At 69.3% G+C, this 25190-nt stretch carries 25 protein-coding genes; 14 read left to right on the top strand and 11 right to left on the bottom strand.

All coding sequences use genetic code 11. The annotated features are described in order from the left end of the window. Positions 1-7: 7 nt before the first annotated feature. Positions 8-1033: an arginine N-succinyltransferase gene (locus ACX9TP_RS41270; RefSeq protein WP_482976172.1), complete on the bottom strand. Its 1026-nt coding sequence runs from the start codon at positions 1031-1033 to the stop codon at positions 8-10. Positions 1034-1382: 349 nt separating this feature from the next. Between ACX9TP_RS41270 and ACX9TP_RS41265 the strand changes: the two genes are divergently transcribed. From ACX9TP_RS41265 to ACX9TP_RS41230, 8 genes are all read left to right on the top strand, one after another. After that, entirely contained in the window at positions 1383-2387 is a 1005-nt protein-coding gene (locus ACX9TP_RS41265) for a heparin lyase I family protein (protein WP_482976171.1), read from the top strand. A gap of 156 nt (positions 2388-2543) precedes the next feature. Next, on the top strand, positions 2544-3860 hold the full coding sequence (sitA5, locus tag ACX9TP_RS41260; RefSeq protein WP_482976170.1) for a SitA5 family polymorphic toxin: 1317 nt from the start codon (positions 2544-2546) through the stop codon (positions 3858-3860). A gap of 41 nt (positions 3861-3901) precedes the next feature. Continuing rightward, positions 3902-4252 carry a DUF2019 domain-containing protein gene (locus ACX9TP_RS41255; RefSeq protein ID WP_482976169.1) on the top strand — a complete coding sequence of 117 codons (351 nt, stop codon included), beginning with the start codon at positions 3902-3904 and terminating at the stop codon, positions 4250-4252. Positions 4253-4292: 40 nt separating this feature from the next. After that, on the top strand, positions 4293-4643 hold the full coding sequence (locus tag ACX9TP_RS41250) for a DUF2019 domain-containing protein (protein ID WP_482976168.1): 351 nt from the start codon (positions 4293-4295) through the stop codon (positions 4641-4643). Positions 4644-4694: 51 nt separating this feature from the next. Beyond that, complete coding sequence (locus ACX9TP_RS41245; RefSeq protein ID WP_482976167.1) at positions 4695-6218, top strand: pyridoxal-dependent decarboxylase; 1524 nt, start codon at positions 4695-4697, stop codon at positions 6216-6218. Positions 6219-6386: 168 nt separating this feature from the next. Then, positions 6387-7685 (top strand): TIGR04013 family B12-binding domain/radical SAM domain-containing protein, encoded by a 1299-nt coding sequence (locus ACX9TP_RS41240; protein WP_482982302.1) that lies wholly within the window; start codon positions 6387-6389, stop codon positions 7683-7685. Between the two features lie 53 nt (positions 7686-7738). Further along, positions 7739-8077, top strand: coding sequence for a hypothetical protein (locus ACX9TP_RS41235; protein ID WP_267859434.1), 339 nt, complete (start codon positions 7739-7741; stop codon positions 8075-8077). Positions 8078-8178: 101 nt separating this feature from the next. Then, the gene (locus ACX9TP_RS41230; RefSeq protein ID WP_482976166.1) at positions 8179-8424 is read left to right on the top strand and encodes a hypothetical protein; all 246 of its coding nucleotides are present in this window, start codon (positions 8179-8181) and stop codon (positions 8422-8424) included. Positions 8425-8500: 76 nt separating this feature from the next. Here ACX9TP_RS41230 and ACX9TP_RS41225 read toward each other — a convergent pair whose 3' ends face one another. The 3 genes from ACX9TP_RS41225 to aceB form a co-directional block, all read right to left on the bottom strand. Next, positions 8501-8920 (bottom strand): hypothetical protein, encoded by a 420-nt coding sequence (locus tag ACX9TP_RS41225; protein WP_482976165.1) that lies wholly within the window; start codon positions 8918-8920, stop codon positions 8501-8503. A gap of 182 nt (positions 8921-9102) precedes the next feature. Further along, positions 9103-10389, bottom strand: coding sequence for an isocitrate lyase (gene aceA, locus ACX9TP_RS41220; protein WP_482982301.1), 1287 nt, complete (start codon positions 10387-10389; stop codon positions 9103-9105). Between the two features lie 49 nt (positions 10390-10438). Continuing rightward, positions 10439-12064 carry a malate synthase A gene (gene aceB, locus ACX9TP_RS41215; RefSeq protein WP_482976164.1) on the bottom strand — a complete coding sequence of 542 codons (1626 nt, stop codon included), beginning with the start codon at positions 12062-12064 and terminating at the stop codon, positions 10439-10441. A gap of 281 nt (positions 12065-12345) precedes the next feature. On the opposite strand from aceB, the gene ACX9TP_RS41210 reads away from it, so the two are divergent. Next, positions 12346-12696: a PspC domain-containing protein gene (locus ACX9TP_RS41210; RefSeq protein WP_482976163.1), complete on the top strand. Its 351-nt coding sequence runs from the start codon at positions 12346-12348 to the stop codon at positions 12694-12696. 21 nt (positions 12697-12717) lie between these two features. Here the strand turns inward: ACX9TP_RS41210 and ACX9TP_RS41205 are convergent, their stop codons facing one another. Beyond that, the gene (locus ACX9TP_RS41205) at positions 12718-13206 is read right to left on the bottom strand and encodes an MOSC domain-containing protein (protein ID WP_482976162.1); all 489 of its coding nucleotides are present in this window, start codon (positions 13204-13206) and stop codon (positions 12718-12720) included. 91 nt (positions 13207-13297) lie between these two features. Between ACX9TP_RS41205 and fumC the strand changes: the two genes are divergently transcribed. Further along, the gene (fumC, locus tag ACX9TP_RS41200) at positions 13298-14698 is read left to right on the top strand and encodes a class II fumarate hydratase (RefSeq protein ID WP_482976161.1); all 1401 of its coding nucleotides are present in this window, start codon (positions 13298-13300) and stop codon (positions 14696-14698) included. Positions 14699-14880: 182 nt separating this feature from the next. Continuing rightward, the gene (gene clpP / locus ACX9TP_RS41195) at positions 14881-15486 is read left to right on the top strand and encodes an ATP-dependent Clp endopeptidase proteolytic subunit ClpP (RefSeq protein WP_482976160.1); all 606 of its coding nucleotides are present in this window, start codon (positions 14881-14883) and stop codon (positions 15484-15486) included. A gap of 73 nt (positions 15487-15559) precedes the next feature. Here the strand turns inward: clpP and ACX9TP_RS41190 are convergent, their stop codons facing one another. After that, entirely contained in the window at positions 15560-16369 is an 810-nt protein-coding gene (locus tag ACX9TP_RS41190) for a response regulator transcription factor (RefSeq protein ID WP_482976159.1), read from the bottom strand. 269 nt (positions 16370-16638) lie between these two features. On the opposite strand from ACX9TP_RS41190, the gene ACX9TP_RS41185 reads away from it, so the two are divergent. After that, positions 16639-17067, top strand: a complete 429-nt coding sequence (locus ACX9TP_RS41185) for a hypothetical protein (RefSeq protein WP_482976158.1) — start codon at positions 16639-16641, stop codon at positions 17065-17067. 2 nt (positions 17068-17069) lie between these two features. On the opposite strand, the gene ACX9TP_RS41180 is transcribed toward ACX9TP_RS41185, so the two are convergent. Together ACX9TP_RS41180 and ACX9TP_RS41175 are read right to left on the bottom strand one after the other, a co-directional pair. Beyond that, entirely contained in the window at positions 17070-17630 is a 561-nt protein-coding gene (locus ACX9TP_RS41180; RefSeq protein ID WP_482976157.1) for a pyridoxamine 5'-phosphate oxidase family protein, read from the bottom strand. Between the two features lie 62 nt (positions 17631-17692). After that, positions 17693-18751: an SDR family oxidoreductase gene (locus tag ACX9TP_RS41175; protein WP_482976156.1), complete on the bottom strand. Its 1059-nt coding sequence runs from the start codon at positions 18749-18751 to the stop codon at positions 17693-17695. Between the two features lie 164 nt (positions 18752-18915). Between ACX9TP_RS41175 and ACX9TP_RS41170 the strand changes: the two genes are divergently transcribed. After that, positions 18916-19821: a LysR family transcriptional regulator gene (locus ACX9TP_RS41170; protein WP_482976155.1), complete on the top strand. Its 906-nt coding sequence runs from the start codon at positions 18916-18918 to the stop codon at positions 19819-19821. 61 nt (positions 19822-19882) lie between these two features. Here the strand turns inward: ACX9TP_RS41170 and ACX9TP_RS41165 are convergent, their stop codons facing one another. Together ACX9TP_RS41165 and ACX9TP_RS41160 are read right to left on the bottom strand one after the other, a co-directional pair. Further along, positions 19883-21796 (bottom strand): bifunctional metallophosphatase/5'-nucleotidase, encoded by a 1914-nt coding sequence (locus ACX9TP_RS41165; RefSeq protein ID WP_482976154.1) that lies wholly within the window; start codon positions 21794-21796, stop codon positions 19883-19885. 151 nt (positions 21797-21947) lie between these two features. Continuing rightward, positions 21948-23096 (bottom strand): SMI1/KNR4 family protein, encoded by a 1149-nt coding sequence (locus ACX9TP_RS41160; protein ID WP_482976153.1) that lies wholly within the window; start codon positions 23094-23096, stop codon positions 21948-21950. Positions 23097-23215: 119 nt separating this feature from the next. Here ACX9TP_RS41160 and ACX9TP_RS41155 point away from each other — a divergent pair, with 119 nt between their 5' ends. Continuing rightward, on the top strand, positions 23216-24652 hold the full coding sequence (locus tag ACX9TP_RS41155; protein ID WP_482976152.1) for a serine/threonine protein kinase: 1437 nt from the start codon (positions 23216-23218) through the stop codon (positions 24650-24652). A 173-nt stretch (positions 24653-24825) separates the two neighbouring features. On the opposite strand, the gene ACX9TP_RS41150 is transcribed toward ACX9TP_RS41155, so the two are convergent. Next, a complete protein-coding gene (locus tag ACX9TP_RS41150; RefSeq protein WP_482976151.1) occupies positions 24826-25182 on the bottom strand; it encodes a hypothetical protein in 357 nt (118 codons plus the stop codon). Positions 25183-25190: the final 8 nt, after the last annotated feature.

The following is a 25190-nucleotide window of genomic DNA, read 5'->3' as shown; positions in this document are numbered from 1 at the left end:
CGCGCGGCTACTCGAAGGGGATGAGCGACAGCTTCGCCCCGGGCTCCGCGCCCAGGATTTCCTTCGCGCGGGCGGGCAGGTAGGCCACGGTGTTGTCCAGGCGGGCCTGGCAGCGAACGGAGCGGAAGCGGTTGCGGCCCGAGTCGTGCTCCAGGGCGACGAGCACGTCGTCGCCCTCCATCTCGAAGTCCTCCTCGGCCAGCTTCACGGTGCGGTACTTGCGCACCAGGGTGATGTCGGCCGTGTTGGCCTCGAAGTGGGGGCCGCCGTCGAACGGGTCGATGCGCTCCACGTACTTGAAGCCGACGCGCTCCAGCATGCGCTGCACGCCGCGCGTCTGGGGGCCTACCTCGCCCAGCACCTTCTTCACGCGGTCCGGGAAGAGCGACGCGTAGATGTCCGAGGAGGGGAACAGCTCCTTGATGAACTCCTTGTTCTGCCGGCTGAGGCGGTCCGCCTCCTGGTAGGTGAGGCCGGTGAACTTCTTGCCGCACGCCTCCCACAAGAGGCTGCGCCCGTCCGGCAACAGCGGCGGGAGCAGTTCCGCCAGCACGCGCGGGCGGAAGATGCGCCGGTGCATGGCGATGAAGAGGAAGCGCACGTAGGACAGCTGCTTGCCGGGCTTGTCCGGCGTGGCGCGGTAGGGCGGGTCCACGACGAGGCCGCCGATTTCGGTGGGGCCCTCGTAGTTGTAGGCGATGGAGAGCACCTTGTGGCGCAGGTGCCGCTCGAGGGACGCGGAGTAGTGCTCGCGCTCGCTCACCTCGTAGTAGATGTGCGGCGCCTCGTACGTCCCGTGCTGGGCGATGATCATCGACGTGCCGATGATGAGGTTGTTGCGCACGTCTTCGAGGACGAAGAGGTACTCGCGGTCGAAGGGGTTCTTCACCTTTCCCGCGAAGCTCTTCACCGACTTGTCGATGATGGCTTCGAGCGTCTCCTCGTTGTTCGGCAGGTTCACCGTGTTGAGCACGGCGGCAAGCCGTTTGAGGCCGGCCAGGTCGGTCTTCTGGACGTCACGCAGAACAAGCATGGGTGCACCGGGGACGCCCCCTTCAGAGGGGGTGCCGGAAGGGTGGGGACCATACACCACGCCTGCCGGCAGTCAGCCTCCTGGTTGCCCGCCTCGTCGCCTTGTGCACTGCGTCACGCGGGCCGGCTCGCCCGGTTGGCCGAGGGGCCACTCAGAGTCACAGAAGGGTGAAACATGTTTCACACCCTTCGAGGGCTTGTCTGTCTGTCTGCCCTGTTGTCAGGCAGGTGGGAAGGAATTGCCGGTGGAATGAAGCGCGGAATGCCTTGCGGTACGGTGTGTCACTCGTTGGCTGTCAAACCTTCTCAAGGGCACATCAGTGAAAGCACTCTTTCCCGTCTGGCTTGCGATGTGGCTGGTCCCTGGCCTGGCGTCGGCTGGAATCGTGTGGCGCGGTGACTTCGAGACGGGAGACCGCTCGCAATACTCCGGCACGCAGATGGTGGCCGCGGACCGGCTGCAGGTGGTGACGTCCCCGGTGGCGGAAGGGAAGTACGCGCTGAAGGTCACGGTGAAGCAGGGCGATGACCCCATCAACGCCAGCGGGAACCGGAACGAGCTGGTGTACCAGGGCCGGGAGGCGGTGGGCTCGGAGTACTACTACCGCTGGAAGGTGATGTTCGCGAAGGACTTCCCGAGCGTGGACACGTGGCAGCTCTTCACGCAGTGGCACCATGACGGGTGCTGCGGCTCGCCGCCGGTGGAGTTCTACGTGCGCGGCGAGGAGATTCGCCTGTCATTGCCCGGCACGGGCGAGGTGCCGTGGAAGACGAAGCTGGTCCGCGGCGTGTGGCACGAGTTCATCCTGCACGCGAAGTGGGGTGCCACCGCGAACACGGGCTTCCTCGAGCTGTGGCACAACAAGGAGCTCGTGATGCCCAAGCGCGGCGCGGTGACGATGTACTCGGGGCAGAAGAACTACCTGAAGCTGGGCCTGTATCGGAGTGACACGGTTCAGCCGGTGGGCGTCGTCTACCATGATGGGTTCGTGCAGGCGACGGCGCTGGCGGATGTGATTGCGCTGGATGTGCCGCCGCCGCCCGTGGACGCGGGGACGCCTCCTGCGGATGCGGGAACTCCGGTCGTGGACGCGGGGACGCCGCCGGTGGATGCGGGGACGCCTCCCGCGGATGCGGGGACTCCAGTCGTGGACGCGGGGACTCCGCCGGTGGAGGAGGCTCCGGAGACGGAGACGCCGCCGGGTTCGGGCGTGCCGCCTCCGTCCCAGGGCATTCCCTCGGGCGAGGAGCTGGCTGGTGAGGTGGGTTGCAGCAGTGCCGGTGGGACGCCGTTCGCGGCCTTCGCGCTGCTGGGCGTGCTGGGGCTGATGCGGGCCCGGCGCCGCCGGAGCTGACGTGGAGCGGGGCGCGCGAGTGATGGGCTCGCGCGCCCTGTGGAGTCGAGGCGCATGGATGGTGGCCCCTGGAGGCCTGCTGCTGCCTTGACTTGAGGGGCTCCTCCTTCTGGAGTGACGCGGCCCGGAGCAGGGCGCCCGGTCGGAGGGGTTCTGATGATGCCGCGTCGGTGGTGGCCGCTGCTGTGTGTGGTGCTGGCCGCGTGCGGCGGTGCCCGGCAGACGGTGCGGCTGGATACGGGAGAGGGTGCTCCCCGTGTCCACGTTCCGCGTGACGCGGATGCGGCGCCGCTTGCGGTGGATGCGGAGGACTTCCAGGCGGCCGTGGCGGAGCTGGCTCGCGAGGTGCGTCCTCCGGCCCGGCCACAGGAGACCGCGCGACGGTTGTTCGACGTGGACGCGCGCGCGGGCACGTATACCTACGAGTCGCGCAGCCGCCGAATGACTCCGGCAGGGCCAGGGGAACGCCTGGAGGCGGAGCTGCCGGCAGGGGAGGTGGCGCTGACGCGTGCCTACCTGGCGTGGTGCGCGCGGACCGGCGGGAAGGGCGACTGCCTGCGGCTGCTGGTGGAGAGTCCCGTCGTCACCGGGGATGGACGCTTCGCGCTGGCCATGGCCCTGGCGAGGGGCGCGGTGCTGGAGGAGATGCTGGAGGCGTTCAAGGACATGGCGGACCCGGAGGCCATGGTGTCCGCGGTCCTGTGGACCATGGCGACGTATGCGATTCTGTGGACGGTGCCGGAGCCCCTGACAAAGGGCGTGGCGGCGGTGATGACGGCGTCGCTCATCGTGTACGTGGGGCTGGATACCTTCAGGGGACTCATTCTCGGGTTCCGGCGGCTCTGGGAGGAGTCGGAGCGCGCGAGCAGTTTCGACGAGCTGCGCGACGCAGGGGCGCGCTACGGGAAGGTGATGGGGAGGAACGCGGCGCGGGCGTTCGCGATGCTGGCGATGGCGGCGATGGGCAGCACGCCGACGGCCTTCGCGGCGAGGTTGCCGAAGCTGCCTGGGGCGGCGCAGGCGGTGGTACGGGCCGAGGCACAGGCGGGGCTCGTGTACGGGGCCGTGGGGCAGGTGGAGACGGTGGCGGTGACGGCCGAGGGCGTCACCATGGTGCTGGCGCCTGGAGCCGTGGCGATGGCGGCCCGTGGTGCGAGCACGTCTTCTGTAGCCCAGCCGGCCGGAGGCAGGGCCTGGAAGTCGTTCAGTGGCTTCAAGAAGGCGATGGGGAAGGCGGGCCCCGGAAAGCAGTGGCACCACATCGTCGAGCAGACGCCGGGGAACGTGCAGCGGTTCGGACCTGAGTCCCTGCACAATGCACGGAACGTCGTGCCATTGGACGAGGCACTGCATACTCGGGTGAGCGCGTTCTACTCATCGATCCAGCAGGAAATCACCGGCTCCAGGAGTCTGACCGTGAGGCAGTGGCTCAGCACCAAATCCTACGAAGCCCAACGTGATTTCGGACCCTAAGCCATCGAGAAGGTCCAGAGGGGGATCTGGGGGGCTGGGACGTGAATCTGGAGAAGCTCGTTGAGGCATTCGCCCGACACGCCGCCGCGCAGACTGATGCCATCTGGCAGGGGGATGCCAAGACGGGGAACAAGCACGCCAGGCAGGTCAACGCGACGTTCGACAAGCTCTGCGCACAAGGAAACGCGGGAAGAGATGCGCTCGCGGCATTGCTCACACATCCACGAATGGACGTACGGGTCAAAGCCGCGGCTTTTCTGCTCCGCCATCGAACCGAGGATGCCAAAGCGGTGCTCCGTGAAGCGGCAGTGGGGGAAGGAATGGTCTCCTTCTCAGCTTCCGAAGCCCTGAAGCGATGGGAGGAGGGCTCGTGGGCCTTGGACCCGGGCTAGTGAACCGGAACTTTGTGACTCTAAAGTAGGCAATCTTGTGATGTCCCTCGAGGAATTGGTGGAGCAATTCGCTCACAGCGTCGCAGCACAGACGGATGCTATCTGGCGAGGGGATGCCAAGACCGGTAACAGGCACGCCCGACAGCGTGCTGCCGCGTTCAAGCAACTGCGTGCTCAGGGAGATGCTGGGCGCGATGCGCTCGCCGTGCTTCTCGCCCATCCCAGTGTGGATGTCCGGACGATGGCGGCGGTGTACCTCCTTCGTCACCGCACCGACGAGGCAGTAGCGGTTCTGAAGCAGGTGGCCATGGGGCAGGGGCTCATTGCCTTCGAAGCAGGGCAGGCGTTGGAGCGTTGGAGGGAGGGAACCTGGGCCCTCGACCCCGGGTAGCCCGCACCCGGCGCTTGAAGCTCCGCGCCACCCATGGGAGGAACCGCGCGCATGAGCCACGACGCGCGTGACGGTGACGAAGCGGTGCCCCATCTGAGCCCGGAAGAGTTCCGGAAGCTCGGGCACAAGATGGTCGACTGGATTGCCGACTACTGGTCCCGCCTGGAGTCCTTCCCCGTCCGCTCGCAAGTCAGTCCCGGCGCCGTCGCCTCCAAGCTCCCCGCGCATCCTCCCGAAGAGGGCCTCGACGGTGAGAAGGGCTGGGACGCCATCTTCCGCGACCTCGAGGACGTCGTGCTCCCGGGGCTGACGCACTGGCAGGCCCCCTCCTTCTTCGCCTACTTCCCCGCCAATGCCTCCGGCCCGGCCGTCCTCGGCGAGCTGCTATCCGCCGGCCTCGGCGTGCAGGGCATGCTCTGGTCCACCAGCCCCGCCGCCACGGAGATGGAGACCCGGGTGCTGGACTGGCTCGCCGAGCTCACCGCCCTGCCCGCGTCCTTCCGCTCCACCTCCGCCTCCGGCGGCGGCGTCATCCAGGGCACCGCCAGCGAGGCCACCCTCGTCGCCATGGTCGCCGCTCGAGACCGCGTCCGCCGCCACGGCGCTCCCGCGGACTCTCAATGGGTGGCCTACTCCTCCACGCAGGCCCACTCGTCCGTGCTCAAGGCCGCCATGCTCTGCGGTGTCGCCCGGGGCGCGGACGACACGGTGCACGTGCGCCAGATTGAAACCGACGCCCACCAGGCCCTCCGCCCCGAGGCACTGGAGCGCGCCATCCGCGAGGACCTCGCCGCCGGTCGCCGCCCCTTCTTCGTCTGCGCGAGCCTGGGCACCACGTCCTCCGGCGCCTTCGACCCCGTCCGCACCGTGAGCGCCGTCCTGGAGCGCACGGGCGTCACCGCCTCGGGAGGCTGGCTCCACGTCGACGCCGCCTGGGCGGGCGCCGCGCTCGTCTGCCCCGAGCACCGCGCGTTGCTGGACGGTGTGGAGGTGACGGACTCGTTCGCCTTCAACCCGCACAAGTGGCTGCTCACCAACTTCGACTGCAACGCCTTCTACACGCGGGACAAGCGCGCCCTGCTGGACGCCCTGAGCGTGATGCCCGAGTACCTCCGCAACGCCGCGAGCGCGAGCGGGGCCGTCATCGACTACCGCGACTGGCAGGTCCCCCTCGGCCGCCGCTTCCGCGCGCTCAAGCTCTGGTTCGTGCTCCGCCACTACGGCGCGCGCGGCCTGCGCGCCCATGTCCGCGGCCACATCCGCATGGCGGAGCACTTCGAGTCCTGGGTCTCCCAGGACGCCCGCTTCGAGCTCGCCGCGCCGCGCTCCCTCTCCCTCGTGTGCTTCCGCCTGAAGCCCCTGCCCGGCGAAGCCCCCGAGGCCACCGATGCGCGCAACCGGGCCCTGCTGGAGCGGGTGAATGCGACGGGAAAGCTGTTCCTCACGCACACGGTGCTGCCGCCCGTGGATGGAAGGCCTCCGCGCTATGTGCTGCGCATGGCCATCGGCGGTACGTACACGGAGGAGCGCCACGTGCGCGCCGCCTGGGACGCGCTCGCCACCACAGCTGACTGACGAGGGCTGGGCTCAGCGTCCGTGACGGAAGACGCGCCACGTGCGCGCCGCCTGGGACGCGCTCTCCGTCTCCGGAGACTGACGCCAGGGCGGGAACGGGAGCCACGCCTGCCCGCCCGCTCGCGGAAGGGCTTGCGGCGCGGGGCCTGTGGCATCATGCCCTCCCGCATGGAGTCTCCCCGCCGCGTCGCGCTCGTCCTCAGCTACCAGTACCCCGGCAAGTACGCCTTCACCGTGCTGGCCGGCGCCGTGGAGTCGGACCCGGCGCTCGTGGGCGTGTCGCTCCACTTCCCGCGAGACCGCGAGACGCTGCTGTCCACCGTGCGCGAGCGCGCCGACGCGGGTGACACCGTGGTGGCCGCGTGGTCCTTCTACTCGGCCAGCTTCGGCCCCTCGGTGGAGGAGCTCGCCTGGGTCCGCGAGCGGCTCGAAGGGCGCGACGTGCTCTGCATCGCCGGCGGTGTCCACGCCACCGCCGAGCCCCTTCAAACCCTCCAGGCCGGCTTCGACATCATCGCCGTGGGCGAGGGCGAGCACTCCCTGCGTGAGTTGCTCGGCCGCGTGCAGCGGGGCGAGGACCCTCGCGCCACCCACGGCGTCGCGTACCTCGAGGACGGGAAGCTGGTGCAGAACGGCCGGGGCGAAGGCGTGCAGCTCGACGACTTCCCGCCCTTCGCCGCGCGCAATGCCATGTACGGCGCCATCGAGATTACGCGCGGCTGCATCTACGCCTGCCGCTTCTGCCAGACGCCCTTCATGAGCAAGGCGCGCTTCCGCCACCGCTCCGTGGCCAATGTGGCGCACTGGGCGCGCGAGCTGCGGCGCTCGGGCCGGCGCGACATCCGCTTCATCACCCCCACGTCCATGTCCTACGGCACCGCGGACGAGTCCGTGAATCTCGCCGCAGTGGAAGCACTGCTCGCCGCCGTGCGCGAGGCCATGGCCCCGGACGGGCGCATCTACTACGGCACCTTCCCCTCCGAGGTCCGCCCCGAGCACGTCACCCCCGAGGCGCTCGCGCTCCTCAAGCGCTACGTGCACAACGACAACCTCATCATCGGCGGGCAGTCCGGTTCGGAGCGCATCCTCCAGAGCACCCGCCGCGGCCACGACGTGGAGACGGTGGTGCGCGCCACCCGGCTCACGGTGGAGGGCGGCTTCATCCCCAACGTGGACTTCATCCTCGGGCTGCCCGGTGAGGAGCGCTCGGACGTGGATGCCACCGTGGCCCTCATGGAGCAGCTCGCCGCGCTGGGCGCCCGCGTGCACGGGCACACCTTCATGCCGCTGCCCGGCACGCCCTTCCGGGACGCCCCCGCCGGCCGCGTGGACGAGGAGACGCAGCGCAAGCTGGACCGGCTGGCCTCCCAGGGACGGCTGTATGGCCACTGGAAGCAGCAGGCCGTGCTCGCGGAGGGCATCGTCTCCCGCCGCAAGCCCCGCGCCCGCGTGGCGCCCCCGTCCTGACGCCGCCACTTCTCCGGGCCCGCGCCCCCCGAGGCGTTTAGGATGGAGGCGCGATGTCTTCCGACCAGGCTCCTCCCTATTGGGTCCTCATCTCCGTCCTGTTCAGCTCCCAGCCGCTGAGCCCCGCGCTGGCGATGACGCTGCACCAGGCCGCCTACGAGCTGCACCAGCGCGGTGACGGGATGAAGGAGGTGGCCGGAGACATGCTGAGCGGCCGCGTCATCAACCTCCGCAAGGACGTGGCCCTGGGCGGCATCTCCGGCCCGGCCTTCGAGGCGGAAATCGACACCGAGCGCGGCTCCGGCGTCGTGCGCTTCGTCCTCACCCGCCAGGGGCTGGAGATGATGAAGCAGCAGCCCGCCGAGCCGCCCCGCCCGAAGTACCTCAACTAGGCCACCGGGGGCCCGTCAGGCCGGCTGCTCCCTGCGCGGGGCGGGCGGCCGTCCCCACCTTCGAGGCAAGGCGTCAACGCACTGACTCGAAGGAGCCACGCATGGATTCGAAGGACGACTACCTCAAGCGCAGCGCGGGCATCCCCCTGGACCCGGCGAAGCAGAAGGACCCCGAGGAGTCCGGTGACGAGGTGCCCGCGGAGGGCCGCGCCGAGCACCTCAACGACATCACCGAGCAGCACGGGGGTCAGCGCACCGAGGTCGAGCTGCCCTGGAAGGGCGCGCCCGAGCTCCAGGAGGCGTACCGCAAGGAGTACGACGAGAAGAGCAACAAGAAGAAGGGCTGAGCCCCGCAAGGACGAAGGGCGGGGCCGCCACTCGCGTGGCACGCTCCCGCCCTTCACGCCCGCGGCCCGAGGAAGCTCAGGTGTCGAGGCTGACCTTGTTCTTGTTGCCCATGTGGATGATGGAGTTGCCCAGCGTCGCGGCGGACAGCGCGGCCAGGTCCATCAGCGCCTGCTCCTGCTTCGCCTGCTCCGAGCCCGGCTGCGCGGCGGTGGCGCCCTGCCCCTGCGCCGGGGTGCCCTCCTGGGAGATAGGCCCGCGGCCCACGGCCGAGAGGTAGGAGTTCATCAGCCCGCTGTGCGGCGAGCTGCCCACCGACGCCAGCGCCGAGGCCACCACCGCGCCACCGGACGTCATCAGCGGGTCGCCCGGACGGTTGGCCGGCGCCGCCGCGGCGCCCTGGAGGAGCGAGCCGAAGCCCGTGCGGGACGCGCCGCTCGTGGCCTGGGTGGTGGGCTGCTGCACCCGGGGACCCGAGAAGGAGTTGATGCGGTTCATGGCGGCTCCGTCGCGGCCCGGATGACGCGCACCTCGCGCGCTTCAGGCCTCTGATCCCCATTATCGCCGGAACCGGCCGGAAGTTGCGTCCCCCGAAAAACGCCCGAAGGCCGCGGACTTACGGGCGCACGGCCCGTCCGTCCACGGCCTCCTGGAGACCTTCACGACTTCGCGGCGCGCGACTAGAACTGGTGCGCCTCGGTCGACTCGTGCAGGGCGAGCGTGCTGGCGTTGCCGCCGGAGATGACCTCGGCCACCTGGTCGAAGTAGCCGGTGCCCACCTCGCGCTGGTGACGCGTGGCGGTGTATCCGTCCTTCTCGGCGGAGAACTCGGCCTGCTGCAGCTCGCTGTAGGCCGCCATGCCGCGGTCCTTGTACTTCCGGGCCAGCTCGTACATCCCGAAGTTCAGCGCGTGGAAGCCCGCCAGGGTGACGAACTGGAACTTGTAGCCCATGGCGCCCAGCTCACGCTGGAACTTCGCAATCGTCGCGTCGTCCAGGTTCTTCTTCCAGTTGAAGGACGGCGAGCAGTTGTAGGCCAGGAGCTTGTTCGGGTACTTCGCGCGGATGCTCTCGGCGAACTTCTTCGCCTGGGCCAGGTCCGGGGTGCTCGTCTCGCACCACACCAGGTCCGCGTACGGCGCGTAGGCCAGACCGCGCGCGATGGCGCAGTCCAGGCCGCCGTTGAGGCGGTAGAAGCCCTCCGCGGTGCGGCCGGCCTTCTTGTCGATGAAGGCGTGGTCGTACTCGTCCGCGTCGCTCATCAGGAGCTTGGCGCTGTCCGCGTCCGTGCGGGCGACGACGAGCGTGGGCACGCCCATGACGTCCGCCGCGAGGCGCGCCGCCGTCAGGGTGCGGATGAAGTGGCTGGTGGGCACCAGCACCTTGCCGCCCATGTGGCCACACTTCTTCTCGCTGGCCAGCTGGTCCTCGAAGTGCACGCCGGCCGCGCCGGCCTCAATCATGCCCTTCATCAGCTCGAAGGCGTTGAGCGGGCCGCCGAAGCCGGCCTCCGCGTCCGCGATGATGGGCGCGAACCAGTAGCGGTCATTGCGGCCTTCCGCGTGGTCAATCTGGTCCGCGCGGCGCAGGGCGTTGTTGATCTTCTTCACCACCGCGGGGACGGAGTCCACCGGGTAGAGGCTCTGGTCCGGGTACATCTGCCCGGCCGAGTTGGCGTCCGCCGCCACCTGCCAGCCGGAGAGATAGATGGCCTTCAGGCCCGCGCGGACCATCTGCACCGCCTGGTTGCCCGTGAGCGAGCCCAGCGCGTTGATGTAGTCCTCGGTGTGGAGCAGCTCCCAGAGCTTCTTCGCGCCCAGCTCCGCCAGCGTGTAGCTGACGGTGATGGAGCCGCGCAGCTTCTCCACGTCCTTCTGGGTGTAGTTGCGGGTGATTCCCTCGAAGCGCTGAGCGTGGAGCTTGGCGTGAGGGGAGGCTTCGGTGGTCGTCGGCGTGGCGTCGTACATCGCAGGCTCCTCGCTACAGTTGAAGTGGTTGAAAGACGTGCTGCGCAAGTCAGCCCTGTGCGTCCAGGGCCTCGTAGGCCGGCAGGGTGAGGAAGTCTTCGAAGGTGGAGGCGGTGGACAGCTGCTCGAAGAGGGCGCGGGCGCGCTCCAGGTGGGCGGCGCCGTAGCGCTCCTTCGCGCCCTCCTTCTCAATCCGGGCCATCTCCTCGCCGAGCAGCGTGCGGAACAGCTCGCCCGTCACCTTGCGGCCGTCGTCCAGCGAGGCGCCGTGGTGAATCCACTGCCACACCTGGGCGCGGGAGATTTCCGCGGTGGCCGCGTCCTCCATGAGGTTGTAGAGCGGCACGCAGCCCAGGCCGCCCAGCCACGCGGAGGTGTACTGGATGCCCACGCGGATGTTGTGGCGCAGGCCGTCCTCGGTGCGCGTGCCGGACGGCACCTTGAGCAGCTCCGCCTCGCCGATGCGCACGTCCTCGCGCTTGTTGGCGATTTGATTCGGCCCCTTCATGTTCGCGTCGAAGATGTCCTTGGCCACCGGGACGAGGCCGGGGTGGGCCACCCACGTGCCGTCGTGGCCGTTCTTCGCCTCGCGCAGCTTGTCGGTGCGGACCTTCTCCAGCACCGCCTCGTTGGCGGCCGCGTCCCCCTTGATGGGGATGAAGGCCGCCATGCCGCCCATGGCGTGCACGTTGCGGCGGTGGCAGGTCTGGATGAGCAGCTGCGAGTAGGCGTTGAGGAACGCCTTGTCCATGGTGACCTGGCCACGGTCGGGCAGCACGACGCTGGTGTCCGACTGGAGCGTCTTGATGAAGCTGAAGATGTAGTCCCAGCGGCCGCAGTTGAGACCGGCCGAGTGCTCGCGCAGCTCGTAGAGGATTTCGTCCATCTCGAACGCGGCGGGCAGCGTCTCGATGAGGACGGTGGCCTTGATGGTGCCGCGCGGGATGCCCAGCTCCGACTGGGCCAGGTGGAACACGTCGTTCCACAGCCGGGCCTCCAGGTGGCTCTGCATCTTCGGCAGGTAGAAGTACGGGCCGGTGCCGCGCGCCAGCTGCTCGCGGGCGTTGTGGAAGAAGAAGAGGGCGAAGTCGAAGAGCGAGCCGGAGATGGGCTTGCCGTCGATTTCCACGTGGCGCTCGGGCAGGTGCCAGCCGCGGGGGCGCACGAAGAGGACGGCCGTCTTCGGGTTGAGGGCGTAGTGCTTGCCGCCCTCGGCGGTGAAGCTGATGGTGCGGCGGACGGCGTCGCGCAGGTTGAGCTGCCCGCGCACCACGTTGTCCCAGGTGGGGCTGTTGGCGTCCTCGAAGTCCGCCATGAAGACGTTCGCACCCGAGTTGAGCGCGTTGATGATCATCTTCCGGTCCACCGGGCCGGTGATTTCCACGCGGCGGTCCTGGATGTCCGCGGGCAGGGGCGCCACCGTCCAGTTGCCCTCACGGATGGCCTTCGTCTCCGCCAGGAAGTGGGGCCGCTCGCCCTTGCGCCACGCCTGCTGCACCACCTTGCGGCGCTCCAGCAGGGCCTCTCGGCGCTCCCCGAAGGTGCGCACCAGCTTCGCGACGAACTCCATCGCCTCGGGGGTGAGCACCTCGGCGTAGTCGGGGTGCCAGAGGCCCTTCACCACCACCCCCGCGCCGAAGGACGGGGTCTTGTTCGAAGGGGCTGCCGCGCTCATCCAGACTCCTTGGCCTGATGCGTTGTAAATCGCTCCGACGGTCCCAAAAATGGATCCTCAGAGGGAGGAAGGGAAGTGTTGGTGAAGTTGTGCCTGCTTGCCTGTAATCCTGTCAACAAGCGGTGGATTAAATCTGTAAATCAACAAACGGGCGGGGTGGGGCGGCGATGACCCACCGGCGGCGAGGCAATGCCGGGCGGGCGCAATCGGGAGCGCCGACTTCCGTAGGTAGGGACGAGGGCCGCTGACGCCAAGGGCGGCCCACTGGGGAGTGACACACCATGGACGCCATGAAGCGCTGCACGGCCTGTGTGGAGGAGATGAAGGTGGAGGCCACGAAGTGCCCGCACTGCGGGACGCGGACGGAGCCGATGCACCGCGGGGTGGAGGGGCGGACGCTGTCCGGCGTGTGCGCGGCGCTGGCGCGTCAGTTCAACCTGGACCCGGCGCTGGTGCGCGTGGCCTTCCTCGTGTCGCTCCTCTTCTCCTTCGGTACGACGATGCTCGTGTACCTGCTGCTCTGGGCCTTCACGCCGTCGTCCCCGGTGAGCAAGGCCCCGTTGCAGAGCACGGTGGACTGGCTCGGCAGCCTGGGGAACTCCGACGAGGCGCGCGTCGAAACGCGCGTGTAGCGCCCGTGGGCGGCCCGGGCCTCAGGGCAGCTTCGGGCGGATGATGCGCGGCGCGTCCGGATTGACGTCCAGGAGCCGCACGCCGTCACCCTCGCGCACCGTGCCGCCCCGCAGCACCTTCGCGAGCTGCCCGCGCCGGCCCCAGCTCTCCTTCAGGAGGCCGGGGCGCAGCGCGTCCAGCTTCCAGCACGGCACGCACGGCTCCGTCAGCTCCACCAGGACTTCCTCCCCCAGGGCCAGCCGCTGGCCCGGGGGCAGGGTGTCCAGCGACAGCCCCTCCACCAGCACGTTCTCCTTCAGCGCGCCCACCGGCACGTCCAGCGCCGCGCGCGAGGCGTCGTCCAAGAGCAGCACCTGGCGCTTGTGCCCGAGCGCGCGCTGGGAATGGCGGTCTCCCTCCAGGCCCCGCCCCTCGACGGCCCGGGCCTCGGGGACGCGGAGCATGGGCGTGCCCCGCGCCTGGGCCAGCAGGAGGGCGCGGATGGTGCCGCTTGCGGTGGGAGTGCTCACGTCCCAACGGTAATCACGCCGGGACGGCGGCCGCGAGCCCGGGCCTGTTATTCCCTGGCGCCCCGCATCCCCCTTTCGAGGAGTCCCCCGCGTGAGCACGAAGAACGTTCGCATCGAAAAGGACACCTTCGGCCCCATCGAGGTGCCCGCCGAGCACCTCTGGGGCGCCCAGACGCAGCGCAGCCTCCAGAACTTCGCCATCTCCACCGAGCGCATGCCGCCCGCGCTCATCCGCGCGCTCGTGCTGGTGAAGAAGGCCGCAGCGCTGGTCAACATGGAGAACGGCACCCTGCCGCGCGAGAAGGGCGACGCCATCGTCAAGGCCGCCGACGAGGTGCTGGCCGGCCGGCACGACGGCGAGTTCCCCCTGAGCATCTGGCAGACGGGCAGCGGCACCCAGACGAACATGAACGCCAACGAGGTGCTGGCCAACCGCGCCTCGGAGCTGCTCGGCGGCGAGCGCGGCGAGGCGCGCAAGGTCCACCCCAACGACGACGTCAACAAGGGGCAGAGCTCCAACGACGTCTTCCCCACCGCGATGAGCGTGGCCGCCGCCACCGCCCTCGTCGAGCAGGTCCTCCCCGAGCTGAAGTCCCTCCGGGACGTGCTCGCGGAGAAGTCCCGCGCCTTCAAGGACATCGTCAAGATTGGCCGCACCCACCTCCAGGACGCGACGCCCCTGACGCTGGGCCAGGAGCTGAGCGGCTACGTGGCGCAGTTGGACCACGCGCGGGGGCACCTCGAGATGGCGCTGCCGCACCTGTACGAGCTGGCCCTGGGCGGCACCGCCGTGGGCACCGGCCTCAACGCGCCGAAGGGCTACGCCGAGCGCGTGGCGAAGGAGATTGCCCGCCTCACCGGCCACCCCTTCGTCACCGCGCCCAACAAGTTCGAGGCGCTCGCCGCCAATGACGCCCTCGTCCACGCGCACGGCGCCCTCAAGGGCCTGGCCGCCTCGCTCTTCAAGGTGGCCAACGACGTGCGCTGGCTGGCCTCCGGGCCCCGCTCCGGCCTGGGCGAAATCACCATCCCGGAGAACGAGCCGGGCAGCTCCATCATGCCGGGCAAGGTGAACCCCACGCAGAGCGAGGCGCTCACCATGCTGTGCGCCCAGGTCATGGGCAACGACGTCGCCGTCTGCGTCGGCGGCGCATCCGGCAACTTCGAGCTGAACGTCTTCAAGCCCCTCATCATCCACAACGTCCTGCAGAGCTGCCGGCTGCTGGCGGACGGCATGCGCAGCTTCCGCCTCCACTGCGCCGTGGGACTCGAGCCCAACATGCCGCGCATCCGGGAGAACCTGGAGCGCAGCCTGATGCTCGTCACCGCCCTCAACCCGCACATCGGCTACGACAACGCCGCGAAGATTGCGAAGAAGGCCCACAAGGAGGGCAAGACGCTCAAGGAGGTCGCCGTCGAGCTGGGCCTGCTCACCGCCGAGCAGTTCGACCAATGGGTCCGCCCGGAGGCCATGACGGGCCAGAAGGACTGACGCCCCGGCTTCGTGTGCGAGAAGGTGAGCCGGGCCTTCATCGGCCCGGCCCCCGGACTCGCAGGGCGGGAGGGCGGCCGGGAGGGCGTCGTGGGACGTCCGGAGCCGAAGCGTGGGGCAGCGCACGCTCCGGGAAGAAGGGACGGGCGCGCCGGGACGAGGGGGATTAGGGTACTGGGGCCATGAACGTCCCCTTCGTCATTGAGACCACGCACCGCGGCGAGCGGGCGTACGACCTCTACAGCCGGCTCCTCAAGGACCGCATCATCATGCTGGGCACGCCCGTCAACGACGACGTGGCCAACATCATCGTGGCCCAGCTCCTGTTCCTGGAGTCCGAGGACCCCGACAAGGGCATCAACCTCTACATCAACTCGCCCGGTGGCTCGGTGACGGCGGGCCTGGCCATCTACGACACCATGCAGTACGTGAAGTGTCCGGTGTCCACCATCTGCGTGGGGCAGGCGGCCTCCATGGGCGCGCTGCTGCTGCTGGCCGGCGCCAAGGGCAAGCGCTACGCGCTTCCCAACAGCCGCATCATGATTCACCAGCCGCTGGGCGGCGCGCAGGGCCAGGCCACGGACATCGACATCCAGGCCAAGGAAATCCTCCGCCTGCGCAGCTACATCAACGGCCTCATCGTGAAGCACACGGGCCACACCATCGAGCGCATCGAGAAGGACACCGAGCGCGACTACTTCATGAGCGCCGAGGACGCCCGGCAGTACGGCCTCATCGACGAGGTGGTGGAGAAGCAGCGCATCATGACCCCCACCGCCGGGAAGTAGTCCCTGGCTGGCGCCGCCCGTCCGCTCCCACGAGCGGGCGGCCGGCTGCCCCGGGACGTCGTCGTGAAGCACGTCAGGACGCGGGCAGGGGGGCGCTGGAGGCCCTGGCCGGCGCCTGGGGAGCGAGCAGCCGCGCGATGAGCTCCGCTCTCGCTCGGACGCCGAAGCGCCGGTAGATGGACTTCGTGTACTGGTTCACCGTGAAGCGGCTGATGCCGAGCTGGCCGGCGATGTCCTTGTCCGTGAGCCCGCCCAGAAGCAGCTCCAGCGTCTGACGCTCGCGCGGCGAGAGCCGGGCCCGCAGGCGCTCGTCCTCCGTGAGCTCCGGCATGTCGAGCATCCGCCCGCATTCGGCGTGGAACAGGTGCATCAGCTCGCGGTCCGCCTCGTCGAAGGGCCGCTCGTTCCGGCCGCGGTAGAAGCCGAGGCCCTGCACCACCGACGGCACGTCCGTGCGGTGAATCGAATACAGCGAGTCGTCGAGGTGCGCCGGCCAGACGTGGTGCTCGAGGAAGGGCGAGCCGTACCAGGTCCGGTCTCCGGTGAGCTCGCGCCGCGTCGCGGTGATGATGGCGCCAGCCTCGGGGCGCCGCTTCATCAGGGCGCGGATGCTCGGGTTGAAGGCGCTGCCGTTCTGCCCGAGGACCCGAATCGCGGTGAGCGTGGAGTCGTCCCAGCCATCCAGCACGATGGATGTGAAGTAGCCGTGTCCTCCCGGTCCGAAGTCACGGTCCAGGACGCAGGCCCCCACGGCGGCGCCCAGGATGCGGCGCATGCCGGCGAGCAGGTGCCGAGGTCTCTCGGTACGGCCCACCTCGTGGGCCTCGTTGAGCAACCGCACCAGCGCACGGACCTGGGAAACTCGGAGCTGGCCCTCGGCCATGGGACCTCCAGGAGTCGTTGAGCGCGCGGAGTATACTTCATGATTTTATTGAATTCCTGATTGAGCAGGCTTGGCGAGGGTTTGTCGCGTGAAACATCTCGACGCGGTTGAAGCCCTGAAGGGGCGGTGCGGGTTCCGGCACGGGGATGATTCCCGCGAGGCACCGGCGCAGACCCTGCGCTGGTAGCCCGGGCAGGCGCAGGTTCTTCGCGCCGGCAACGCGTGCTCCCTCGCCTGCGCGTGGCACGGTCCATGCTCAATCTCAAGGTATGCCTCCGCCCCGCCCCCGCTTCGTCCTGCGCATGCTGCTGCCCGGCGCCATCCTGGCCAGCGGCGCCTGTGCCACCAGTCCCACCGGCAGACCGCCCGAGCCTCCTTCGGCGTATTCCGTCCAGCAGGAGCTCGGGCAGCGCGACGTCATCCAGGCGGGGCAGGAATACGCCCGGAACAACAGCTTCCTGGTGGCCGAGGCCCGCAGCGATGCGGTGGAGCTGCGCCCCAACTACTGGCGCATCCGCTTCGGGTTGGCGGACAAGCCGGGGCGCGGGGTGGAGCTGGAGTTCGACGAGCTGGCGCGCCGGGTGACGAGCATCCAGGAAATCGAAATCATTCCGGGCGAGCTGCCCGAGCAGGGCGCGGGCGGGAGCGGGTTCAGCGTGCCGGGCGGGAGTCAGGGCCGCGGGGTGCCGCCTCCCTGAGGTCAGGCGTTGTCGTCGAAGAGGCCGGTCGGCAGCCCGTCGAGGCTGCGGACGTTCTTCTGGCGCCGGTAGGTGTCGAGGCCTTCCGGGCCCTTGGCCTCGGCCCACTTCGTGAGCGTGGGGCGCTCGCCTTCGTACGCGTAGAGCGGCACACCATAGCCGCACGAGGTCTGCACCAGCTCGACGTCCAGCTGGATGATCTGCCGTGCGCCGAGCGGCTCCTCACCCCCGAAGTGGGACGTGAGCACGTGCGTGTATTCGGGGCCGCCGTGACGGAGGACCCGGCCGCGCCCGTAGAGGCGCAGAATCATGGGGGGCCCCTCGAAGGCGCAGAACATGATTGTCAGCCGCCCGTCCGCGAGCAGGTGCGCGGCCGTCTCGTTGCCGCTGCCGGTGAGGTCGAGCCAGGCGACCGTCTTCTCGTCGAGCACGCGGAGCGCGTCGAGCCCCTTGGGCGAGAGATTCACGCGCCCGGTGGACGCGGCGGACGCGGTGAAGAACACCCGCTGGCGCTGGATGAACTCACGGTGGGTGGGTTCGAGCTGCGGGAACTGTTTGGCCATGCGGTGGACCTCCTCCCGCATCGTAGTCCTTCTGGCTTCTCCCGGCCGCGTGGACTTGCGGCTCAGGGGATGACGCGGCGGCGCCGGAAGTCGTCGAAGATGCCCAGGAACATCGCCTCCGTGTCCACGTACTCATGGAAGCCGAAGCGGCGCGCCTTCGAGCCGTCGGCGAACATGTCGTAGTTCCAGGAGAAGACGAAGTCGCCGAAGCGCCAGGAGGACACGTCCTTGTAGGCGTGCCGCTCCAGCCCGTGCTTCTCCTGCATCGCCTTCCACAGCGGCTCCTTGTCGGCCATGACGACGTCCAGCGACATGGGCAGCGGCGGTGCCACCTCCAGGCCGAAGTGGCGGGCGATTTTCGGCCACAGCTCGCTCCACCGGAACAGGTCGCCGTTGTTGATGTTGAAGGCCTGGTTGGCGCAGCGCTCGTCGGTGGCCGCCCACACCGTGGCCTTCGCCAGCAGCCCCGCGTCCGTCATCTCCAGCAGCGAGTCGTACGCACCCGGCTTGCCGGGGAAGCGCAGCGGCAGCCCCAGCTCCTTCGAGATGGCGGCATACACGGCGATGACCATCGCCAGGTTCATCGGGTTGCCGAGCGCGAAGCCGCACACCACGGATGGGCGGATGGCGGACCAGCTCCACGCCTTGCCCTTCTGCCGCGCCTCCAGGAACGCCTGCTGGTCCACGTTGAACTCGGGCGGCATGTGGTTCGCGTCCGTCTCACGGGCCGGCGTCTTGAACGGGCCCAGGTGCGCGCCGTAGACCTTGTAGCCCTGCATCAGGCTGACGTGACGCAGGCCGGGGGCGATGGGCTCCACGGCGTCCACGACGTTGACCAGCATGGCGAGGTTGGGAGGCACCAGCTCCGCCCAGGTCGGCCGGTCCTGGTAGGCGGCGTAGAAGAGATGCGTGACGTGGGTGAGTCCGCCCAGCTTCGCGCGGCAGTCGGCCGCGTCGAGCAGGTCCACCTCCACGTGCCGCACGTGGCCCTCCGAGGGGCCGCCCCGCCGCGACAGGCCGATGACGTCCCAGTCGCCGAGCGACGCGAGGTGGGTGACGAGGTTGCGGCCGATGACTCCCTGGGCTCCGACGACCAGGGCGACCTTGTTCTTCGGACTCATGGGCATGACTCCCGTGGAAACGGCGCTGGCGCGCGGGCACGCAGGCAGCGGCCCTCGATGGGGCCTGCCTCGCGGCGACAAGCGCGAACGCTCCTGATAATGGGCTCCGCACCGCTCGTGGACCACGCAGTCACACGGCATAGGACTTGTGAGGTGAACTCACGATGGCGCGTCTGGACGTCAACCGCTCGGGAGAGATGGAGGTGTTCGTGAAGGTCGTCGACCTCGGCGGCTTCTCCGCCGCGGCGCGCGCGTTCCGGATGACACCTTCCGCGGTGAGCAAGCTGGTGGCCCGCCTGGAGGCGCGGCTGGGCGCCCGGCTGGTGAATCGCTCCACGCGGAAGCTCCAGCTCACCCCCGAGGGCGTCACCTTCTACGAGCGGAGCGTCCGCGTCCTCGCCGACCTGGAGGAGGCCGAGCGCGGGGCCGCGGCGAGCACCACGCCCCGGGGCCTGCTGCGCGTCAACGCGAGCGTGCCCTTCGGGAGGCACTTCCTGCTGCCCCTCGTCCCCGGGTTCCTCGCCCGTCACCCGGCCGTCTGCCTGGACCTCGTGCTCACCGACGCGGTGGTCGACCTGCTGGAGGAGCGCACGGACGTGGCGATTCGCAGCGGGCCGCTCAAGAGCTCCGACCTCGTCGCGCGCAAGCTGGGCGAGACGCGCATGGTCATCGTCGGGGCGCCGGCCTACCTGAAGCGCGCCGGCACTCCGGCGACGCCGAGCGAGCTGGAGCGGCACAACCTGCTCCGCTTCGGCTACGCGCGCGCGGTGGAGGGGTGGCCGCTCGTGGAGCGGGGCACGCCCGTCACGGTGATGCCACGCGGCAACGCCCACGCGAGCGACGGCGAGGCGCTGCGCGAGCTCGCGCTCGGAGGGCTGGGACTCGCCCGGCTCGCCGCGTTCCAGGTGAAGGAGGACCTTGCCGCGGGCCGGCTCGTGGCCGTGCTGGAGGACTTCAACGCCGGAGACACCGAGCCCATCCACGCCGTGTTCCTGGGTGCGGGCGGACAGCTCCCCGCCCGCGTGCGCGCGTTCCTGGACCACCTGGCCGCGAAGGTGCGGCTGGACTGACGCGACGTTCCACCCGCCTCCTCCAGTGGTGGAAGGAGGCGGGTGACGCGACGCCCGGCGATTACGGCGCGGGCGGCGGCAGGATGCCGGTGATGCGGTCCAGCGCCGGGACGGGCAGCGGGCTCGCCTGGCTGCTGTTCGTCTTGAGGTAGTTCTCCAGGGCGTCCGTGTCCACGGCGCCGCCCAGGCGGTTGCGGCCCTCGTTGAGCACCGCGAAGCCGTCGCCGCCGGTGGAGAGGAAGCTGTTCACCGTGACCCGGTAGTCGGCGGCCGGGTCGATGACCGCACCGTCCAGGCGCATCTGCGCCGGGTCGATGCGGCTGCCAATGGGCTGGGTGGCGTCGTAGGTGTACGTGAAGCCCGCGGACGGATGGAGGATGCGGGTGATGACGTTCGTCGCCGTCTGCTGCCACTGGCGCTCCAGCAGCGCTTCGAGCTGCGCGCCGGTCAGCGTCAGGGTGACCAGGCTGTTGCCGAACGGCTGCGCGGTGAAGGCCTCGCCGTACGTCACCTCACCCGCGGCGATGTCCGCGCGCACGCCGCCCGGGTTCATGAAGGCGATGCGGGCGCCGCCCAGGTTGGCCGGCTTCGTGGCGGCGAGCTGCGCGTCCGCGATGACGAAGCCCAGCGTGGACTGGCCCACCGGGTCCTTCTGGTTGCCCGGCGTCTGCAGCGTCCCCGCCACGTGGCCGATGACCCGGTTGGCGAGCGGAGCGGAGCGCTCCTGGTACTTCGTCACCAGCGCCTGGATGCGGGTGTCCTCGGCCACGGTGCGGGTGGCGATGACGTTGTTGGCCTTCGCCTCCACCACGTCGCCCGTCGTCTTGTCGAGCTTCAGGTCGATGTCGGTGACGAGCCGGCCCAGCGAGGCGGCGCTGGTGACGAGCTTGCCGTCGATGACGCAGTTGTAGGCGTTGTGCGTATGGCCGCTGACGATGACGTCCACCTCGTCATCGATGCCCTTGGCGATGTCCACGATGGCGCCGGAGATGAGGCCGTCCGCGGTGCCCGTGCCCTTGCACTCGTTGACCAATGCGCCCGAGGCCGCGACGCCGCCCTCGTGGACCACGATGACGATGGTCTCCACGCCCTGCTGCTTCAGCTGCGGGACGAGCGCATTCACCGTCTCCACCTCGTCCTTGAAGCTCAGGCCGGAGACGAACGTCGGCGTGACGATTTCGGGCGTGCCCTCCAACGTCATGCCGATGAAGGCCACCTTCACGCCCTCGAAGGTGCGGATGTCATGGCGGGGGAAGAGGGTGCGGTCCGCGCTGGTCGCCACGTTGGCCGCCAGGTACTTGAACCTCGCGCCTTCGAAGCCATCCCCGTCCTGGCAGCCGTCCACCGGGTGGCAGCCGCCGTTCTGGATGCGCAGCAGCTCCGAGGTGCCCTCGTCGAACTCGTGGTTGCCCACCGCGACGAGGTCGAGGCCCAGCTGGTTCATGGCCTCGATGGTGGGCTCGTCATGGAAGAGGGCCGAGAGGAGCGGGGTGGCGCCGATGAGGTCACCCGCGGACACCACCACGGTGTTGGGATTCGTCTCGCGCAGGTCCGCGATGTGCTTCGCGAAGTACGTGGCGCCGCCCGCATTCACTCGGTCCGGGCCGCCGTCCGGGAGCACGCCCGTCTGGATTTGCCCGCTGCTGCCCGCCGGAGCCTCCAGCTGGCCGTGGAAGTCATTGAACGCGAGAATCTGGACGCTCACCGTGGTGGAGCCGGCGTCCGTGCCGGCGTCCGTCCCGGCGTCCGGCCGGGGCTGCTCGGTGGGCCGCGTCTCGCACGTCTTGTTGATGCAGACCCACTCCTGGCCCTGGGAGGGCGCGCCGTTGTTGTCCTGGCAGTCGGCGGCGCTCTCACAGTCGTCGCTGCCGCAGCCCGCGTGGGTGAAGAGGAGCAGGCCGGTGACGAAGGCTCCGGCGAGCAGGAAGGTGCCAGGCCGCGCGCCGAGGCGCGGTGGGGACGAGGTCGATTGCATCGCAGCGGCTCCTGGAGCGGGAGGGTGGGAGACCCCGCTCGGGTCGGCGGACCTTGTCGTAGCCACGTGGCAGGCAGGTGAAACCCCTGCGGCTGGCAGGTGCCGTTACCGTGGTTCAAAGGACACGGAGCCATTCTCCCGAGTCGCTCTCTCAGGCGCTGCGCGGTGGGAAGCGCGGGCGGGCCGTCAACCCCCAGAACCCGGCGTAGTACTCCGGACAGACACAGTCCACGTTGGCACGGGGAGGTTGGATGAGCCGGTCCAGATAGGGCTGGAGCACTGCCTCCAGGCGCCTGGCATTCTCATAATCCGCCTCGGTGACGTGGACGGAATCGCCTTCGGCTCCCGAGAGAATGAGGGAGAGCACACCGTCCTCGGACTCGAACCGCGCCCCCTCTTCCAGCTCCATCCCCAGCTCCTCCAGGTTCGCCGACAAGGAGCCCTGAAGCTGCGCCAGCTCCGTCTCCCAGGCGCAGCGTAGGGAGATGAGGAACCCGAACCCTTCATCCGGCCCTCCACACGAAGAGTAGAAGCGAAAGTGCTGGAGCCCGGTGGCCCACCGGCGGACCTCCTCCTCGCGGTCGGGCGGGTAGGCGCGGCGGTGGGGCGGCAGGAGCATGCCCGTCACGTCACCAGGAGGAGGGATGGCGTCTGGTGCCGCTCCTGGCTGCTTGTAGAGGCCGGCGATGTAGTCGTGGAAGTGAGAGGCGCCCGGATGCCAGGTGTCGAACTGCCGGAAGCCGTGTGGGTCCCGCTCCTGGATGTCGACATTTCCGGACTCGAGCAGGAAGAGCACGTGCTCGAGGAACGCCGTCCAGCTCGGGGCGACCACGTAGTTGGTGTCCTCGCGGGCCCCGAAGAGGATGACCTGACCTGCCTGGCCCTTGGGGCCTGGCGCCAGATCGATCCCCAGATAATTGCCTCCCGAATCATGAGTGACAGGCACCCAGCCTGGACAGGCGCGGAAGGGCTGGATGGCCCCCTCTGGCTTCGTGGCAACCCCCTGGAGCCAGGCGGGCATCTCCGTGGCCTGGCGCTCGAGCTCCTCCATGCATGTCAGGATTTCGTCCAGCGGCAGGAGCCTGAGCCCGATGACGAGGCCGGTGTTCGATGCGTCCTGCTGCCCGTTGTGAAGCGCGTAGGAGGCCCGGAAGTCCTCGGGCAGGGGGCACCCGAGCCGCTGCTCGAGCTCGGCGAGCTGCGCCTGCGTGGCTCCCGGATTCAGGAGGGGGACCAGCTCCGGGACATAGTCCTGGTACCAGGACTTCAGGCGCTGCCAGACCGCGAGCACGTCAGACATGGACTCCTCCCAGACATGGCGCGCGCAGTATCACATGAGGGCCGTCGGACTGCGTTGGAGGCCGACTCCCTCGCGAGTAGCCTGTCCGTGCGCGGAGTCAGCCGCCTACGAGGCCTTTCATGGAGTCCAACCACCTCAAGCCGGCACGCCTGCCCCCGGGGACGTCCATCGGTCCGTGGCGCCTGCTGGAGCAGCGCGGCCGGGGCGCCTACGGCGTCGTCTACCGGGCCGAGCGCGTGGAGGCGCCTCAGGGCGCCGTGGCCCTCAAGCTGGCCCTGTACCCCGGCGATGCCCGCTTCGTACGTGAGGCCGAGCTGCTCTCCCGCATCCACCATCCGGCTGTCCCGCGCCTCTTCGACCACGGACAGTGGACGCCTCGCGGCAGCGCGTCCTACGCCTGGCTCGCCATGGAGTGGGTCGAGGGCGCGTCCCTCTATGACTGGGCCGTGGCGCAGTGCCCATCGTCACGGCAGGTGCTCCACCTCCTCGCCCGGCTGGCGCGGGCGCTGGAGGCCACCCATGCCGCCGGAGGCGTCCACCGCGATGTGAAGGGCGAAAATGTCCGCGTGCGACGCGCGGACGGACAGCCCTTCCTCATGGACTTCGGCTCGGGGCACCACCTGGGCGCTTCCACGCTGACGTGGCAGCCGTTTCCTCCCGGCACTCCCGCCTACCGCGCTCCCGAGGCCTGGCGCTTCGTGCTGTGCTCCAGCAAACCTCCCGCTGTCGCCTATGCCCCCGGCCCCGCCGATGACGTCTTCGCCCTGGGCGTCACGGCCTGGCGACTCGTCACCGGCAAGTACCCGCCGTCGGCGCATCCGTGTGACGACGATGCCTGGCTGTGGCACCCGGAGAAGCTGGCGCTCTGGACTGCCAGCACCATCAACGCCCGCTGCGCTCCGGAGCTGAGCGCCTGTGTGTCCCGGATGCTCTCGCTACAGCCGGAAGCGCGGGGGAGTGCGCGGGAGGTGGCCGAAGCGCTGGAGCAGGCTGCATGGATGGCGGGGCCTGATGCGGATGTGCCTCTCTTCACCGGCGAGGAGGCGAGGCCCGCAGGCCCCTTTCTTCCGGTCCAGCGCGTCGCGGTGCGGCCACCTCCTCGCGTGGCGAGGTGGCCCCGGCTCGTGGCGGCCAGCCTCGGTGCCGCCCTGGCCCTGGGCGTGGGAATGCTGTTGGGCACGTGGTCCGTCAAGCCGTCCGAGAAGACACAGCTCGCGAAGGGGGAAGAGGCGAAGGATGGAGGCTCGGTCGCCGTCGGAGACGCCGCGCTGACGGCCCCCGTCGCGCCCGAGCGTGCGCCCTCCTCGGGGTCGGCCCTCCAGGCGGAGTTGCCGCCAAAGCCCTTCCCAAAGCAGCGGAGGCCCGATGGTGACGGGCGGTGTTCCGGGAAGGGACTGGTCGCAATCAACGGCGGCTGCTGGGCGAAGTTGCTTGTGGAGCTGAAGGACTGCGAAGCCACGGACGGCTTTGTGTTCAAGGGCGAGTGCTACGTCCCCGTCTGGGTCCTGCAACGCCCTGCCACTTCAGGTTCCACGCATCGCGACAACCCTCCATAGACTCGACCTCAGGGGCACCCATCTAGACATCTCTGGCTGCTGTTTGGCTCGACCGGATGACGGCCGCGTGAAGTCCCCACAGCAGCCCCTGTGTTGTCATTGTCCCGGAGGGGACGGCCCGAGATGGCCGTCCCCTCCGCGTTCTCCAGAGACTGGGTGGACCCAAGAGCTACCTAATACTCATTGAATGGCTGGTGCTCCCGGGCCAACGCGTCAAACGCGCTGCGCTGGGACTGCGCGAGCTTCGTGAGGTCCGTGGCGCAGTACGGGCAGAACTGGATTGGCGTCTTGAGCAGGACGTGAATCGGCGCAAGCCTCCCGCGTTCGTTCAAATACAGAGGTGCCAGCAGCTCACGTGCCGCCTCATCCTGCCCCAGACGCTTCAGGACGTCCGCCTGATGCCTGGTGAAGGGGCGGGAGTGGAGGACGAATTGCGGCTCGCCCCACTCGAGCGACGCGACGACGCTCGTGCCGGCCTCTCCAGCCTGGAGCAGCATGTTCTTCAGCCAAGTGCAGCAGGGTTTGAGCATCGTGTGCC

The sequence above is a fragment of the Pyxidicoccus sp. M15 genome (assembly GCF_056858435.1).
Note: the sequence above shows the minus strand (reverse complement) of the source record. Positions and strands in the feature narration are given on the sequence as shown.